Genomic DNA, 14,717 nt, shown 5'->3' on the forward strand with positions numbered 1-14,717 from the left:
TCGGCTAAAGCCGGGCGAGAAGCCCGGTTTTGACGATGCGTATCTGCTCCTCGTCCCGCTTGTAGAACGTCCATTGCTTTATCCGCCGGGCGCGCACCAGGCCGGCCTGGGTCAGGACGCGCATGTGCTCGCTGAGCGTCGCCTGGGTGATGCCTAGCTTTTCGGCGAGCAGGAGGGCGCAGACGCCATCCTCCGTCAGATCGCCGTCGACCTGCGGCGGGAAATGGGCGCGCGGGTCTTTCAGCCATTCGAGGATTATCAGGCGGCGCTCATTGGCGAGCGCCTTGATGATATCGACATCTTGCATTTCGTTAATTTGCCAAGTTACTAATTATTATCGATGTCGTCCAGAAAATCCTGAGCAAAGAGCAGAAGATGACCCCGGATACCCCGATCACCGCCGACCGGATCGCCGCAACCGAGCGGCTGATCCGCCCTCACATCCGCCGCACGCCGGTTCTCCGGCTCGATCTCGAAGATTTCGGCCTCGCGCCCCGGCCGATCGCGTTCAAACTGGAGTTTCTTCAGCATTCCGGTTCCTTCAAGGTGCGCGGTGCGTTCGCCCACCTTCTGACCCGGACCGTGCCGAAAGTCGGCATCGTCGCGGCCTCCGGCGGCAATCACGGCGCCGCGGTCGCCTATGCTGCCATGCGCCGCGGCGTGCCGGCAACCATTTTCGTGCCGAGCGTCACCTCGCCCGCCAAGGCCGAACGCATCCGCGGCTACGGCGCCGATCTCGTCGTCGGCGGCGACCGCTACGCCGATGCGCTCGCCGCAAGCGAACGCTTCGCAGCGGAACGGGGAGCCCTCGTCATCCACGCCTATGACCAGCCCGAGACGCTGCTCGGACAAGGCACCATCGGCCCCGAACTCGAAGCCGACTGCCCGGACATCTCGACCCTGCTGGTGGCGGTCGGCGGCGGCGGGTTGATCGGCGGCATCGCTGCCTGGTTTCGCGGGCGGATGAAAATCGTCGCGGTCGAGCCGGAGGATTCGCCCACTCTGTGGCGCGCCTTCGAGTCCGGGCGTCCGGTCGATGCCGAAGCGGGCGGCATCGCGGCCGATTCCCTCGCGCCGAAACGCGTCGGGGACATGATGTTCCCGATCGCGCAAGCCTTCATCGAGCGCCCCGTCCTCGTTGCGGACGGCGATATCCTTGCGGCACAGCACGCGCTCTGGGATAAAATCCGCGTCGTGGCGGAGCCCGGCGGCGCCGCGGCCTTTGCCGCCCTGCTGTCCGGCAAATACGCGCCGGCCGCCGGCGAGCGCGTGGCCGTTCTTCTCTGCGGCGCCAACACCACCGCGGTCCGCTTCGAACCCAGAATCTGAAACCGCGAGTTCACTCGCCGCCGTCGCGGGCGGCGGAATGGCTCTCCTGATCGAGGACGACCCGCGCGATCGCGGCCTCGCCCCCGACGGCGATCCGGTCCCGGCGGTTCATCGGCCTTTACGCCGCCTGCCTGATCTGCTCGTTCGGCGTGTTCGTGCCGTTCGTCGATCTCGTCCCCGATGCGATGGGTCACGGCGTTCCGCAATTTTCGGCGGTTCTGCTGCTGAGTGTGATCGGCATCGGGAGCACCGCCGGGCGCTTCTTTCTCGGCGGGCCGGCCGACCGGATGGGCCGTTCATGTGCGCTGATGGCGATGTTCGCCGGCATGGGGTTTGCCCTGGCCATCTGGGCGGTCTCGAAGGATTTCTGGGCGCTCGCCGTCTTCGCGTTCGTCTACGGCGTCGTCTACGGCGGATGGGTCGCGATTCTTCCAGCCGTGGTCATGGATTATTTCGGCGGTCGCAATGTCAGCGGGATCATCGGCATTCTCTATACCAGCGTCGCGATCGGCACGCTGATCGGCCCCATCGCCGCCGGATTCGCCTTCGATATGAGCCACAGCTACATGGTACCGATCATTGCCGGCGTCTGCGCGAATTTCATCGCCGCGGGAATCGTGGCCGGCACCTCGAAGGTGCGTGAACCGATAACCGATATGGTGGAACCAACATGACAACCGGCACCGATATCAGCATTCGTCCGTTGCAGCGCGAGGATCATTCGGCCTGGCTGCCGTTATGGCGCGGGTATCAGGCCTTCTATCAGGTCGATATTCCGGCGGATGTTTCCGACCTGACCTGGGCGCGGCTGCTCGATCCGGCGGAACCGGTTTCCGGCGCGCTCGCCTGGGATGGTTCCGTGGCGGTCGGCCTGGTCCATCACATCAGGCATCGCTCCACCTGGACATCCGGCAATTACTGCTATCTTCAGGATCTGTTCGTCGCATCGGCGACTCGCGGCCAGGGGATCGGCCGCAAGCTGATCGAGCATGTCTATGCGGCGGCGGCGCGCGACGGCTGCGCGCGGGTCTACTGGCTGACCCACGAGACGAACGCGCCGGCGATGCGGCTCTACGATAATGTCGCGGAGCGGTCCGGGTTCATCCAGTATCGCCATCGCCTCGACTAACGCTCGTGAGCGAGACGCCGCCGGCACAGACCGCGAGCAGCGAAACCGGACCGTAACGCTCCGCCGCGCCGCGCAGCGCCCGCGCATCGTCTTCATGCGTGAGATCGCCGCAATCGGCATGTTTCGCTGCGCTTGAAGATTCATCCCGGCGCGCGTGACCAAGGCCGGGAACATATCGGCCATCGCCGACGCCAGACATCGCCGGCACCAGCCAATCTTCCTGTGCGTCAAACCGGAAACCATGGTCGGAGCGGCGGGATTCGAACCCACGACCCCCAGTCCCCCAGACTGATGCGCTACCAGGCTGCGCTACGCTCCGACGGACATTCCCTTAGCAACTGCGCCGATGCGAGGCAATCGAGCGACGGCCGCCAAACCGATCAGCCGGCCAGCCGGTCGCGGAGACGCTCAAGCTCGGCGAGCGCCTCGCGCAGTGCCGCGCGAAGCAGCGCGGCCGCGCGGGTTTCACCGGGCGGGGTTATGGGAGCGCCATCGCGCTGGACCGGCGCGGCCTGCCGGCCCGGTTGGGGAGCGGGGGCGATCGGCAGTTCGGGAAGATCGCTCGCGCGCGGCTTCATCGGCGCCATGGCGCCGGCCTGTGCGCGCTCGGCGGCGGCGGCGGCCCGTTCCTCGTCCGACGCGGGCGGGATCTCGTCGTGAAGGGCACCGCCGCCTTCCTTCAGAAGCCGCTGCACGCCTTTGATCGTATAGCCTTGAATATACAGCAAATCGGCGATCCGGCGCAGCAAAACCACATCGTCCGGCCGGTAGTAGCGCCGGCCGCCGCCGCGCTTCAGCGGCTTGATGCGCGGGAATTTGGTTTCCCAGAATCGCAGCACGTGCTGAGGCACATGCAATTCGTCGGCGACCTCGCTGATCGTGCGATAGGCTTCGGCGGATTTGCGGGGCCGCGCCCTTGCGGGTTCGTCCGGTTCGCCGCTCAGTCCGGTCAGGGTATCGGTCAAGAGCGGGACGCCTGGCCGGCGGCGTTGCCGGCATCGACCGCTTCGCGCAGAATCTGGCTGGCGCGGAAAATCAGCACGCGGCGCGGCAGGATGGGTACTTCGCGTCCGGTTTTCGGATTGCGGCCGATCCGACGCCCCTTCTGCCGCACGGAAAACGTTCCGAACCCGCTGATTTTAATGGAATCTCCATCGGCAAGGGCGCGCTTCATGCGATCGAGCACCGCTTCCAGCAGGTCGGCGGATTCGTTGCGCGACAGACCGACCGCCGCATAGATCGATTCAGCCAAACCGGCGCGCGTCAACGTGCTCATTTTTCAAGATTACCAAGAACTCGGGCCCGGTCAACACGCAAGCACCGGCAAACCCCGCCTCAAAGACGGATCAGCGCCGATCCCCAGGTCAATCCGCCGCCCAGCGCCTCGAGCAGAACGAGATGGCCGGGTTTGATCCGTCCGTCCTGGACCGCTTCGGCCAGCGCCAGCGGGATCGACGCCGCCGAAGTGTTGGCGTGGCGCTCGACCGTCATCACCACCTGGTCCGGCCTGAGATTCAGCCGCTTGCCCATGGCATCGATGATCCGCCGATTGGCCTGATGCGGCACCAGCCAGTCGATATCGGCGTGGGAGAGATTGTTCGCCTCCAGCGCCTCGTCGACCGCGGCGGCGAGCTTGGCGACCGCATGACGGAACACCTCGCGGCCGTTCATCACCAGGTGCTGCGACTTGCCGGTCTGCCCGGTCGCGCCGTCGATATACAGGATGTCGCCGTACCGCCCGTCGGCATGCAGATGGGTCGAGATGACGCCGCGCGACTCGCCCTGGCCGGACGCGCGCAGAAACACCGCACCAGCGCCGTCCCCGAACAGGACGCAGGTGCCGCGATCCTGCCAGTTCAGGATGCGCGAATAGACCTCGGTGCCGATGACCAGGACGTTGCGACACTGGCCGGCGCGGATCATGCCGTCCGCGACCGACAAGGCGTAGACGAAGCCGGAACAGGCGGCGGAAATATCGAAGGCGAAGCCCTGGGTGACGGCGAGCGCGCTCTGGATGTTCACGGCGGTCGCGGGGAAACCCTGATCCGGGGTCGATGTCGCGACGATGATCGCATCGACGGCGCCGGCCTTCGCCCCGGCGGCGGCCAGGGCACGTTTCGCGGCTTCGGCGCCCATGAAGGTGGCGGTTTCGTGCGGTCCCGCGATATGGCGCTGGGCGATGCCGGTGCGCTCGCGTATCCAGGCATCCGACGTATCGATCCTGGCGGCGAGTTCGTCGTTGCTGACGATTCGTTCGGGCAGATAGGCGCCGACGCCTTCGAGCAGGGTTCGCATCCGCTACCCCGCCGTCGCGACCGGGTTGGCGCCGAGTGCCGCCTCGGTCGCCGGCTCGGCGACGAGCGCGGCGCGGCCTGCATATTGGCTCAGCCCGTCCTTGATCCGCTCGTTGAACCGATTGACGATCATGTCCATGGCGACATCGACGGCATGGGCGAAGCCTTGGGCATCGGTGCCGCCGTGGGATTTGACCACCACGCCGTTCAGGCCCAGCAGCACCGCGCCGTTATAGCGCCGCGGATCGAGCCATTCGCGCAGCCGGTTCAGCCCCGGCCTCGCCAGCAGATAAGCGAGTTTCGCGGCGATGCTGGCGGAAAACACGCGTTTCAGCAGGTCGCCGACCAGCCTGAGCGCACCTTCCCCGGTTTTGAGCGCCACATTGCCGGTGAAGCCGTCGGTCACGACGACATCGACGGTGCCGCCGGCGATATCGTGCCCCTCGACGAAACCTTGGAATTGCGGGCTGAGCGGGCTGGCACGCAACGCCTCGGCCGCGCGCTTCAGGATTTCGTCGCCCTTCATTTCCTCCGAGCCGACATTGAGCAACCCCAGCGTCGGGCTCGGCAGACCGAGCACGGTGCGGGCGAACATATCGCCCATCACGGCGAATTCGACCAGGTTGCGGGCATCGCAGACCATGTTCGCGCCAAGATCCAGCATCACGACATCGCCCCTGGCCGAAGGGCCGATCGCCGCCATCGCCGGACGGTCGATCCCGCTCATGGTCTTGAGAACGATTTTCGCGAGCGCCAGCAAGGCGCCGGTATTGCCCGCGGAAATCACGCCTGCCGCCTCGCCGGCGGCGACCGCGTCGATCGCGCGGCGCATCGAGGCGTCGCGCAGGCGGAGTGCCGCGGTCGGCTTCATATCGTCCGGGATCGTCTCGGTGGTTGGCCGCACGACCACCCGGTCTTTCAGGCGCTTGGTCTGCCGCAGCAATGCGTCGATCCGAGCCGGATCGCCGAAAACCTGGAAAACCGCTTTCGGGTGGCGTTCGGCGGCGATATCGAGTCCGGCGATCACCACGTCGGGCGCGTGATCCCCGCCCATTGCATCGACCGCCAGAACCGGCGCCGACGATCTGGCCTGCGATTCCGTCGCCGAGGGACCTTGCGGGTCGATCATCATGACCGGATCATGGAAAAATGCGAAACGCGATGTGCCGCGGCCCGCTCAGATCCGAACCGTGCCCTTCAGCTCCTTACCCGCGGCGACAACCTCGCGGCCGTCATAATGGCCGCAATAGCCGCAAACGTGATGCGGCCGCTTCAGTTCGCCGCAATTGCTGCATTCGGCATGGGCTTCGCCGCGCAGAGCCAGGTGGCTGCGGCGCATGCCCTGCCGGGAGGGGGAAGTCTTTCGCTTGGGTACGGCCATGATCGGGTCTCGTTTCTGGTGTCTCGGCGGCGCGACAACGCACCACCGTCCCGTGGACAGGGATGATCTCAAGCACGGGCGTCTAGCAGACGCGACTTCGGGCAGCAAGCGGGCCCGCGCCGCAGTTGGGCATGCCTATTTGCCTGGAGCTTTGCCGAGTCCCTTGAGCGCGGCCAAGGCAGCGAACGCGGCCTCACCCGGTGCCGCGGCAAGTCCGGGCAGTTCCGCACCGGGCTTGCGCGGATAGGGGTCGAGCGCCAGTGCCAGTTGCTCGGCGACCAGGGCGCCGAGATCGACGATGGTGCCATCCACGACGATTTCGTCCGGCGAGTCGAGATCGGCGATCAGGGTGTCCTCGGGCTCGGTTTCGCCGCCGGCCGACGGCATGATGACAAGCGCGGTCCGCTCGGCGATGTTCTGTTCGAACGGATCGAGCGTGACGACGCAAACCTGGGTCACACGGGCGGCAAGGTCGAGCCGTGCCGCGACTCGCCCGTTCGGCATCCGGCTCAGCCGGATTTTGCCGCCGAGCGAAGCGATGGCGGGCAGAGCGAAGGCGGCGGCGACGGCAGCGCACTCCTCGGGCGAGGCGGTGACGGTGATCGTCTCCGGCTTGCCGGCAAGCCGGGCGAGATCGAATTTGCGGGAAAAACCTTGTGACGCGCTATGCTGCATGGCCGATTAGTCGCGCATCTTGCGCGATCATGGAAGCTCGCCCATAGGACTGCGATCAGATACAACCAAGGACCGAGCCGCGTGCGCCGACCCGCCATCAAGCTCCATCGCCTGTTTCCGCTTCTGCTACTGCCCGCGCTTGCCGGCTGCGCAATCTTTTCGGCGCGCCCGCATTATCGCGGCAATGCGGTCTCGGCCCATGAGCTGAAACAGCTCAGGCCAGGAGTCTCGACCAAGGCCGATGCGCGGGCGCTGCTCGGCTCGCCCACGTTGCGCGAGACCTTCAACGACGACGACTGGCTTTATGTCAGCCAGATCACCAAGCGCCGCATCGCCCGCACCCAGGGCGTGATCCGCCAGCATGTGGTGGTGCTGCAGTTCAACCAGCAGGGCGTGCTGCAGTCGATCCACGGAATCGACAAGAAGAACGCCGTGATGGTCGCGATGGCGGGCGGCCACACCCCCGCGCCGGGCGGCCGGGCGAGCCTGTTCCAGCAACTGGTCGGCGGCGTGGGGCATTACAATCCTGGCCTCGGTGCCGGCCAGCCCGGCGGATTTGGCGGCGGCAGTCCCGGCTATGGCGGTGGCAACGCGGGCGGCTTCTCGGGCTTCTGATTTTCGGGCCGCCGATTTATCGGCGAGGGTTCTGCCCGGCATGTTGCATTCCTATTTTCCGAATGACTCGATCAGGAGGACGCCATGCTGAACCAACCCGACCGACTGAAGCTGAACGACCCGACATTGCTGCGCGAGGCGAACTATATCGGCGGCAAATGGATCGGCGCCGATAGCGGCAGGACGGTCGACGTTCCCAATCCCGCGACCGGCGAACTGGTCGGGCGGGTGCCAGCGATGGGCGAGGCGGAAACAAGCCGCGCGATCGAGGCCGCCGAGCGCGCCTTCGACCCCTGGCGCTCGATGCTTGCGAAGGAGCGCGCCGCGATCCTGCGCCGACTGTTCGATCTGATGATGGCGAACCAGGACGACCTCGCCGTCATCATGACGGCGGAACAGGGCAAGCCGCTCGCCGAATCGAAAGGCGAAATCGCCTACGCCGCCGGCTTCATCGAATGGTTCGCCGAGGAGGGCAAGCGCATCTACGGCGACACGATTCCGCAGAACGCGAAGGGTCGGCGGATCATCGTGCAGAAACAGCCGATCGGAGTGTTCGCCGCGATCACGCCGTGGAACTTCCCCGCCGCGATGATCACCCGCAAGGCCGGACCGGGCTGGGCGGCGGGCTGCACCGGGGTGATCCGCCCGGCGAGCCAGACGCCGTTTTCGGCGCTTGCCCTCGCCGTGCTTGCCGAGCGCGCCGGAATGCCGGCCGGGGTATGCAACGTGATCACCGGACCGTCCGGGCCGATCGGCAAGGAGCTGACCGGCAATCCCTTAGTGCGGAAATTATCGTTCACCGGCAGCACCGAGGTGGGTGCGAAGCTGCTCGCGCAATGCGCGCCGTCGATCAAGAAAACCTCGATGGAACTGGGCGGCAATGCGCCGTTCATCGTGTTCGACGACGCCGACCTCGACGCCGCCGTGAGGGGCGCGATCGATTCCAAGTTCCGCAATGCCGGCCAGACCTGCGTGTGTGCCAACCGGCTTCTGGTGCAGGATGGCGTGTTCGATGCATTCGCCGAAAAGCTCAAACGCGCGGTCGAGGCGCTGCGCGTCGGCAACGGCATGGAGCCAGGGGTGACGCAGGGCCCGCTGATCAATGCCGAAGCGGTGACGAAAGTCGAGCTGCATATCGGGGATGCCGTGAAGCGCGGCGCCCGCGTGATGACCGGCGGCGAACGCCATGCGCTCGGCGGCAATTTCTTCACCCCCACCGTGCTGGCCGACGTGCCGCATGACGCCTTGATCTTCCGCGAGGAAACGTTCGGGCCGGTGGCGCCGTTGTTCCGCTTCAAGACCGAGCGGGAGGCGATCGACCTCGCCAACGACACCGAATTCGGCCTCGCGAGCTATTTCTACGCGCGCGATGTCGGGCGGATTTTCCGCGTCGCCGAAGGGCTGGATTACGGTATCGTCGGCATCAACGAGGGCCTGATCTCGACCGAGGTGGCACCGTTCGGCGGCATGAAATATTCCGGCCTCGGACGCGAAGGCTCGAAATACGGGATCGAGGATTATCTCGAAATCAAATATCTGGCGCTGGGTGGCCTCGGCGGCGACAGGTAGCGGCGAAATACCATTCGGGCCGGTGGAGACTGCATCATGTCATTCGACGTTACCCGGTTCTGTGTCGCTTTGACCTCCGCGATGGCCGATGCGGTCGTCTATTCCGACGCCGCCGGCAAAATCCAGTTCTGGAACCAGGGTGCGGAGCGGGTTTTCGGCTTCACCCAATCCGAGGCGATGGGGCAGTCCCTCGACATCATCATCCCGGAGAACCTCCGGCAGCGCCACTGGACCGGCTATGACCAGACGATGCGGACGGGAAAGACCCGTTACGGCGCCGGCGACATGCTGGCGGTTCCGGCACTCCGCAAGGATGGCCAGCGAATCTCCATCGAATTCACCATCACGCCGTTCCACGACGAAACCGGTGCCCTGGCCGGTATCGCCGCGGTGATCCGGGACGTTACCGCGCGGTTCGAGGAGATGAAGCGATTGCGGCAAGAACTCCGGGCATTGCGGGCCGTGGCCAAGACCGAAGGATAGGGTTTCGCGCGGCGCCTATTCGACGAACCGGGCCAGCCGCACCGCCGTATGGCCGCGCCCGGTGCGCAGGCTCGGCATGATGAGCAGGCAATCGTCGTGCGGTGTGCGAATCTCCGCCGTCCCGTCATGCGCGAGCAGCGTTTCGCGCCGGCGGATCACCTCGCCGCCCCGGAACGGCCGGACGAAGGCAAACCGCCCGGTCGTCGCCGTGACCACCCGCGTCACCTCGGCGAAGCGCGCGCCCGCCGAGCGTGCCGGCACCGGTTCGACCATTCCGGCATGGGCGAGCAGTGCGGCGATGCTCGCCTGCATCTGGCCCACCGTGGTTTCCTGCCAGTGCTGCCCCGCTTCGACCAGGACCGAGGCCGCGTCGCCCCGCTCGGCGGTGAAGCGCGGATAGTCGATCAGCCGGCGGCCGCCGGCATGGCCCCCATCGGCAACGACAAGGCCTGGTGTCGCGATCGCCAATGCCAGCGCCTTGCCGCGCGCGCCGCTGCCGCAGAGCAACAGCGGATCGGACGGCCAGAGCATCGAATGGAGATCGAGCACCCAGTCCGCCGTGTCGATCAGCGTGCGCATCTCCCGCGCCCGGTCGAGTTCCAGCGAGCGGCGCGGCCCATCCAGCGTCGCCACATCCCATACCCGGTTCATATCCTCGTCGACGAAACGCGACGCGATCGGGTTCGCCGGGTCGAATCGGCCAAATGCGTCGATATTGGCGAAGCCCAAAGTGAGCCGCCCGCGCATCGGCCGCAGTTCCGCGCGCAGCATTGTATCGAGCGCGATGGCGCCGCCGATTTCGTTGCCGTGAATCAGGGCGATGATGACCACGTGCGGGCCGGAACGCGGTGCCGCGAAACTGGTAAATCCGCGCACTCCGGTATTGCCTTCGAGCCAGGGCGACAGATCGGGCGGCGCGAGCGACACGGCGAAACGCGGCCACTCGGCCGTTTCGATGCCCTCCCCTGGGGGTGCGATTACGCTCATCACTCGCTTTGGCACTCGCTTTGGTCGTCGCTTTCTGGCACCCGCTTTCGGCGAGATACGGACACGCACTCTAAACGGAGATCGAAACATCGCAACCGTCCCGCGCCAGCGACGCCAGGAACCGGCGTGACCGGCCGGCTTGGCAGGCTGCACCAAATCTGGCGCGCGATTCCGCCGGCGCCGCGCCGCGCCGCGCTGCGCGCGCTGACCTTGGCGGCGGCACCACGCGCCGACGCCACACCGCCGACATCGAGCGCCGGAGCCGTGATCGCCGGCGAGATGGCGCGAATCTCCGGTCTCGGCGAGGCGGCCCGGCTGCTTCATGCGGGTCTTGCCTCACTCGGAGCGGATCGCGGGGCGGTCGAACTCGGCGTGCTGCGCCCGCCGATACCGACCACCCTTCCCGAGGATGCCGCGCTGATCCTGCACGTCAACGCGCCCTCGATCCCGCTGATGCTCGCGCGCGCGGAAAAAAATTTCCTGCGCGGACGGCGTGTCATCGGGTTCTGGAACTGGGAATTGGAATCGCTGCCGAAGAACTGGCGCCGGGCCGAACAGTTCGTCCATGACATCTGGACGCCGTCCGCCTTCACCAAGGCGGCGATCGAGACAATCTATCCCGGACGGGTGCGGCTCGTCCCCTACCCGCTCGCGTCGCTCGATCTTGCCCCGGCGATGCCGGATCGCGCGTCGATCGGCCTGCCCGACCACGCGGTGATCGTCACGGTCATCGCCAATCTCGGCGCCAGTTTCGCGCGCAAGAATCCGCTCGGCGCGATCGCGGCCCATCGCGCTGCTTTCGGCAACCGTGCCGATCGCATCCTTGTTTTGAAACTCGCCGGCGGCGATGCGTTTCCTGGCGACATGGGGCGGGTGCGCGCGGCGATCGGCGATGCCGGCAACATCCGGCTGATCGACGAAACGTGGCCAGGAGAAAAGCTGCGCACCCTGCTCGCCGGTACCGATATCCTGCTCTCGCCGCACCGCGCCGAAGGGTTCGGGCTGGTCCCCGCCGAGGCGATGTTGCGCGGGATTGCCGTGGTCGCGACCGGATGGTCCGGCAATCTGCAATTCATGGACGAGACCAGCGCCGGGCTGGTGCCATACCGGCTGATCCCGGTCGCCGACGACCGGGGCGATTATGACGTGAAGGGCGCGGTCTGGGCCGAACCGGATATCGACGAAGCCGCGTCCCTGCTCCTCCGCCTCGCCGACGATCCCGCCAGGCGCATCGAGCTTGCGCTGCGCGGGCAGGCCTATGCGCGCGCCGCATTGGGTCTCGATCCGCTCGAATCGGCGCTGACCGCCAATGGCATCGGTTGACGAAACCGGGAGGCGGACCCAAAACCGCGCGATGCAAGCTGCCCGCAACGATGTCCTGGACGCGCCGCGCATCGATGCCGCGCCGAAGCCCGCCCCGGTCGCTCGCATTCTGTGCACTGATCTCGCCGGGCTGCGCGCCCAGGCGCTCGGCCTCGCCGAAGCTGCCGGTTTCACGCCCGATTGCAGGGTCATCACGCCGAAAACGCCCTGGTCGTTCCTGTCGCCGATGCTCTGGCCCGATCCGCGCCGGGCGATCGATCCGGCCGCTCTCGCCCCGCCGGAAGGCGATCTGCTGATCGGCGCGGGCGGTGCCGCCGCGCGCCTGCTCGGCACGCTGCGCCGGCGCGACCTGCCCGCCGTCATCGTCCAGCATCCGCGCATGGACCCGACACGGTTCGATGCGATTGTCGCGGCGAAACACGACGGCATCACCGGCCCGAACGTCATCGTCACCCGCACCGCGCTGCACCGGGTCACCGCCGCGCGCCTCGCCGAGGAACGGACGCTGTGGCAGCCGGTTTTCGCGCAGCTCCCGCGCCCGCTGGTCGCCGTCCTGGTCGGCGGGTCGAACGGCCGCTACCGGCTGGATGCGGCGGCGGCGCGCGCCTTTGCCGATGGTCTCGCCACGATGATGGATCGCGACCGCGTCGGCCTGATGCTCACCCCGTCGCGCCGCACCGATGCCGGTGCCCGTGCGACACTCGCGGAGGCCCTGGCACCGCGCGGCGCCTGGATCTGGGACATGACGGGCGAAAACCCGTATTTCGGGATGCTGGCCCTCGCCGACGCCATCGTGGTCACCGCCGATTCGGTCTCGATGGTCTCGGAAGCGGCCGCCACGGCAGTACCCGTCCTGCTCGCCCGCCTGCCGGGGCGATCGGTGCGCATCGGCGCCTTCATGGACGACATGGTCGCATGCGGCCGAGCCCGAAACTTCGCCGGCCGGCTCGACCTCTGGCCGGCTGAGTCCCTGAACGACACGCCGATGGCCGCGGCCGAATTGCGCCGCCGCCTGGGATTTTGAACGATGCTCGATATCGAAACCTTCGACAATCTTCGTGGCGGCAACGCCGTCTACAAGGCGCTGGCGCATCCGCTCGCCGCCGAAAAGCTTGCGGAACTCGCAAACCGTCTCACGGCGCTCGGTCCGGTTGCCGTCTATGATCCCGAGCGGATTTTCGCCCCGCTCCGCGCGCTCGCGCCGGATTTCCCGGTCGAAGGCGTCTATGTCCATGACACTCTGGCCCTGGGGGAGCTGCGCGGTGGCGCGACAACCCGCCCGCTGACCGAACTGCCCGGCGCGAACACCCGAATCGTGCTGATCGCCGCGTTCGATGCCCATCGCCTCGCCGCGCGCATCAAGCCGTTTGCGCCCGCCGGAGCCGAGATCGTCACGCTGGATGCCGTCCGCCTGCCCGACTCGATACTGACCAATCCGCGCCGTTATCTCGATCCACTCAACTTCGCGACCAATTTCGTGTTTTTCCGCGATGACGACAGGATGGCCACACGCCTCGTCACCGCCAATTACTGGACCGGCTACGGCGCGAAATCGGTGCGGCTCTGGTGCCGCCTGTTCGACGCGGCGGGCGGCCCGATTGCCGAATTCGAGCACGCGATCCCGGATCATGCGGGCACCATCGCGATCGGCAGCGACGCTATCCGCCGCCGCTTCAATCTCGGCCCGTTCACCGGCCAGCTCTTCATCCACGCGATCGGCGTGGCCGGCCACGACGTGGTGAAATATGCGCTCGACACCTTTGCCCGCGACGGCCATGGCAGCCTGTCCTGCACCCATGACGCCAATGCCTGGCCGTCCGAACGGTTCGCCGGCCTGCCCGCCCCGCGCGAGGACGAACGGGTCATCCTCTGGCTGCAGAACAGCCACGCCGTGCCGATCCCGGCAGGTGCCGTCAGCCTCGACCGCATGGGCGCGGAAACTCCTGTGGCGCTAAGCGCGGAGATCCCGCCTTTCGCCACACGCGCCATCGATGTCGTGGAGCACCTGCCCGAGCTTCGCTGGCCGGCGCAGATCGAGATCCGCGCCGGGCGCCACATGGTCCGTCCGCGCTACGAGGTCGAGTGCGCGAACCGCACCCGCATCGCCCATGTCAACGTCGAGCGCGCCGATCTCAAACCCGATCCCAGCCTGAAATCGCTGTCGCCGCTGCTCGGGCGAGGCTTCCTGCTGCCCTTCCCGATCCTGCCGCGCCGGGATTTTCGCACCGTCGCCCTGCCGACGCCGATGGCGCATACCCAGGCCACGATTCCTCTCCGGCTCGATATATTCGCGCTGGACGGCACGCTCCTCGTCCAGAAATCCTATGGCGCATTACGGCGCGACCACGCGAGCGCCATCGATATCGACGAATTACTCGGCGCCGATGCCCTGCCCGAAGGCGGCCATGGCGAACTGGTCTATGATTTCTCCCAGGGCGGCGAGGCCGATGGCTGGCTGCACGGGCTGTTTCGCTACGAGCTGCGCGACGGCAGCCACGCGGCCGAAACCAGTTTCGGCGCGCATATGTTCAACACGATCATGACCTGGAAGAACGAGCCGCAATCCTATGCCGGGCCACCGCCGGGCCTTTCGACCCGGCTGTTTCTCGATCTCGGCACCGAAGCGAGGCCAAGCTTCTGCGTGCTGACCTATCCGGCCTCGGCGCGATGGCACGCTTTTTCCGACACCCATCTCGTCCTGCACGACGCCGAAGGGCAGGTGATCGCCGAGGAGCCGCTCGCCATCGCCTGCTCCGGCTCCGCCATGGTCGAACCCTGGCGCATTTTCACCTCCGAGGCGCTTTCCCGCGCCGAAGGCGGCTACGTGCTGATCCGCGACGCCACCTGCCGGCTGTTCGGCTATCACGGCAAGCGGAGCGGCAGCGCGTTTTCCTTCGACCACATGTTCGGGTTCTGAATTCACCGCAATCCG

17 protein-coding genes, 1 tRNA gene and 1 pseudogene are annotated in these 14,717 nt (G+C 66.8%); 9 read left to right on the forward strand and 10 right to left on the reverse strand.

Features of this window, described 5'->3' with window-relative positions:
• Positions 1 to 4: 4 nt before the first annotated feature.
• Positions 5 to 307, reverse strand: coding sequence for an ArsR/SmtB family transcription factor (locus tag L2A60_RS11300; RefSeq protein WP_235704481.1), 303 nt, complete (start codon positions 305 to 307; stop codon positions 5 to 7).
• Between the two features lie 68 nt (positions 308 to 375).
• Between L2A60_RS11300 and L2A60_RS11305 the strand changes: the two genes are divergently transcribed.
• From L2A60_RS11305 to L2A60_RS11315, 3 genes are all read left to right on the forward strand, one after another.
• Positions 376 to 1,329, forward strand: coding sequence for a threonine/serine dehydratase (locus tag L2A60_RS11305; protein ID WP_235704482.1), 954 nt, complete (start codon positions 376 to 378; stop codon positions 1,327 to 1,329).
• Between the two features lie 134 nt (positions 1,330 to 1,463).
• Entirely contained in the window at positions 1,464 to 2,003 is a 540-nt protein-coding gene (locus tag L2A60_RS11310) for an MFS transporter (protein WP_329603570.1), read from the forward strand.
• Entirely contained in the window at positions 2,000 to 2,458 is a 459-nt protein-coding gene (locus L2A60_RS11315) for a GNAT family N-acetyltransferase (RefSeq protein ID WP_235704484.1), read from the forward strand. The genes L2A60_RS11310 and L2A60_RS11315 overlap by 4 nt, the downstream gene beginning before the upstream one ends.
• Here L2A60_RS11315 and L2A60_RS11320 read toward each other — a convergent pair.
• From L2A60_RS11320 to L2A60_RS11355, 8 genes and pseudogenes are all read right to left on the reverse strand, one after another.
• A complete protein-coding gene (locus L2A60_RS11320; protein WP_235704485.1) occupies positions 2,430 to 2,666 on the reverse strand; it encodes a hypothetical protein in 237 nt (78 codons plus the stop codon). The genes L2A60_RS11315 and L2A60_RS11320 overlap by 29 nt on opposite strands.
• A gap of 34 nt (positions 2,667 to 2,700) precedes the next feature.
• A tRNA-Pro gene (locus L2A60_RS11325) sits at positions 2,701 to 2,777 on the reverse strand.
• 342 nt (positions 2,778 to 3,119) lie between these two features.
• A pseudogene (locus L2A60_RS21020) lies at positions 3,120 to 3,411 on the reverse strand (MerR family transcriptional regulator); the annotation flags it as partial.
• An 8-nt stretch (positions 3,412 to 3,419) separates the two neighbouring features.
• Entirely contained in the window at positions 3,420 to 3,734 is a 315-nt protein-coding gene (locus tag L2A60_RS11335) for an integration host factor subunit alpha (RefSeq protein ID WP_235704486.1), read from the reverse strand.
• Positions 3,735 to 3,793: 59 nt separating this feature from the next.
• The gene (locus L2A60_RS11340; RefSeq protein WP_235704487.1) at positions 3,794 to 4,753 is read right to left on the reverse strand and encodes a beta-ketoacyl-ACP synthase III; all 960 of its coding nucleotides are present in this window, start codon (positions 4,751 to 4,753) and stop codon (positions 3,794 to 3,796) included.
• Positions 4,754 to 4,756: 3 nt separating this feature from the next.
• Complete coding sequence (gene plsX, locus L2A60_RS11345; protein WP_235704519.1) at positions 4,757 to 5,881, reverse strand: phosphate acyltransferase PlsX; 1,125 nt, start codon at positions 5,879 to 5,881, stop codon at positions 4,757 to 4,759.
• A gap of 48 nt (positions 5,882 to 5,929) precedes the next feature.
• Positions 5,930 to 6,133, reverse strand: coding sequence for a 50S ribosomal protein L32 (gene rpmF / locus L2A60_RS11350; RefSeq protein WP_235704488.1), 204 nt, complete (start codon positions 6,131 to 6,133; stop codon positions 5,930 to 5,932).
• Between the two features lie 135 nt (positions 6,134 to 6,268).
• The gene (locus tag L2A60_RS11355) at positions 6,269 to 6,808 is read right to left on the reverse strand and encodes a YceD family protein (RefSeq protein WP_235704489.1); all 540 of its coding nucleotides are present in this window, start codon (positions 6,806 to 6,808) and stop codon (positions 6,269 to 6,271) included.
• Between the two features lie 81 nt (positions 6,809 to 6,889).
• Between L2A60_RS11355 and L2A60_RS11360 the strand changes: the two genes are divergently transcribed.
• The 3 genes from L2A60_RS11360 (at position 6,890) to L2A60_RS11370 (ending at position 9,475) form a co-directional block, all read left to right on the forward strand.
• The gene (locus L2A60_RS11360; protein ID WP_235704490.1) at positions 6,890 to 7,423 is read left to right on the forward strand and encodes an outer membrane protein assembly factor BamE; all 534 of its coding nucleotides are present in this window, start codon (positions 6,890 to 6,892) and stop codon (positions 7,421 to 7,423) included.
• An 84-nt stretch (positions 7,424 to 7,507) separates the two neighbouring features.
• Entirely contained in the window at positions 7,508 to 8,992 is a 1,485-nt protein-coding gene (gene gabD / locus L2A60_RS11365; RefSeq protein ID WP_235704491.1) for an NADP-dependent succinate-semialdehyde dehydrogenase, read from the forward strand.
• A gap of 36 nt (positions 8,993 to 9,028) precedes the next feature.
• On the forward strand, positions 9,029 to 9,475 hold the full coding sequence (locus L2A60_RS11370; protein ID WP_235704492.1) for a PAS domain-containing protein: 447 nt from the start codon (positions 9,029 to 9,031) through the stop codon (positions 9,473 to 9,475).
• 15 nt (positions 9,476 to 9,490) lie between these two features.
• On the opposite strand, the gene L2A60_RS11375 is transcribed toward L2A60_RS11370, so the two are convergent.
• Positions 9,491 to 10,462, reverse strand: a complete 972-nt coding sequence (locus L2A60_RS11375; protein WP_235704493.1) for a M14 family metallopeptidase — start codon at positions 10,460 to 10,462, stop codon at positions 9,491 to 9,493.
• A 126-nt stretch (positions 10,463 to 10,588) separates the two neighbouring features.
• Between L2A60_RS11375 and L2A60_RS11380 the strand changes: the two genes are divergently transcribed.
• From L2A60_RS11380 to L2A60_RS11390, 3 genes are read left to right on the forward strand one after another with little or no spacing between them, the layout of a single operon-like run.
• Positions 10,589 to 11,785, forward strand: a complete 1,197-nt coding sequence (locus L2A60_RS11380) for a glycosyltransferase family 4 protein (RefSeq protein ID WP_235704494.1) — start codon at positions 10,589 to 10,591, stop codon at positions 11,783 to 11,785.
• 31 nt (positions 11,786 to 11,816) lie between these two features.
• The gene (locus tag L2A60_RS11385; protein WP_235704495.1) at positions 11,817 to 12,809 is read left to right on the forward strand and encodes a mitochondrial fission ELM1 family protein; all 993 of its coding nucleotides are present in this window, start codon (positions 11,817 to 11,819) and stop codon (positions 12,807 to 12,809) included.
• A gap of 3 nt (positions 12,810 to 12,812) precedes the next feature.
• Positions 12,813 to 14,702: a hypothetical protein gene (locus L2A60_RS11390; protein ID WP_235704496.1), complete on the forward strand. Its 1,890-nt coding sequence runs from the start codon at positions 12,813 to 12,815 to the stop codon at positions 14,700 to 14,702.
• The last annotated feature ends 15 nt before the right edge of the window (positions 14,703 to 14,717 follow it).

The sequence above is a fragment of the Acidiphilium iwatense genome, assembly GCF_021556475.1.
Taxonomy (GTDB): Bacteria; Pseudomonadota; Alphaproteobacteria; order Acetobacterales; family Acetobacteraceae; genus Acidiphilium; species Acidiphilium iwatense.

What these genes read in the sequence shown, in the direction of transcription:
- L2A60_RS11315 (WP_235704484.1), top strand. Translation starts at nt 2,000, where the DNA reads ATGACAACCGGCACCGATATCAGCATTCGTCCGTTGCAGCGCGAGGAT.
- L2A60_RS11375 (WP_235704493.1), bottom strand. Translation starts at nt 10,462, where the DNA reads ATGAGCGTAATCGCACCCCCAGGGGAGGGCATCGAAACGGCCGAGTGG.
- L2A60_RS11385 (WP_235704495.1), top strand. Translation starts at nt 11,817, where the DNA reads ATGCAAGCTGCCCGCAACGATGTCCTGGACGCGCCGCGCATCGATGCC.
- L2A60_RS11300 (WP_235704481.1), bottom strand. Translation starts at nt 307, where the DNA reads ATGCAAGATGTCGATATCATCAAGGCGCTCGCCAATGAGCGCCGCCTG.
- L2A60_RS11390 (WP_235704496.1), top strand. Translation starts at nt 12,813, where the DNA reads ATGCTCGATATCGAAACCTTCGACAATCTTCGTGGCGGCAACGCCGTC.
- L2A60_RS11340 (WP_235704487.1), bottom strand. Translation starts at nt 4,753, where the DNA reads ATGCGAACCCTGCTCGAAGGCGTCGGCGCCTATCTGCCCGAACGAATC.
- gabD (WP_235704491.1), top strand. Translation starts at nt 7,508, where the DNA reads ATGCTGAACCAACCCGACCGACTGAAGCTGAACGACCCGACATTGCTG.
- L2A60_RS11335 (WP_235704486.1), bottom strand. Translation starts at nt 3,734, where the DNA reads ATGAGCACGTTGACGCGCGCCGGTTTGGCTGAATCGATCTATGCGGCG.
- L2A60_RS11355 (WP_235704489.1), bottom strand. Translation starts at nt 6,808, where the DNA reads ATGCAGCATAGCGCGTCACAAGGTTTTTCCCGCAAATTCGATCTCGCC.
- L2A60_RS11305 (WP_235704482.1), top strand. Translation starts at nt 376, where the DNA reads ATGACCCCGGATACCCCGATCACCGCCGACCGGATCGCCGCAACCGAG.
- L2A60_RS11370 (WP_235704492.1), top strand. Translation starts at nt 9,029, where the DNA reads ATGTCATTCGACGTTACCCGGTTCTGTGTCGCTTTGACCTCCGCGATG.
- plsX (WP_235704519.1), bottom strand. Translation starts at nt 5,881, where the DNA reads ATGATCGACCCGCAAGGTCCCTCGGCGACGGAATCGCAGGCCAGATCG.
- rpmF (WP_235704488.1), bottom strand. Translation starts at nt 6,133, where the DNA reads ATGGCCGTACCCAAGCGAAAGACTTCCCCCTCCCGGCAGGGCATGCGC.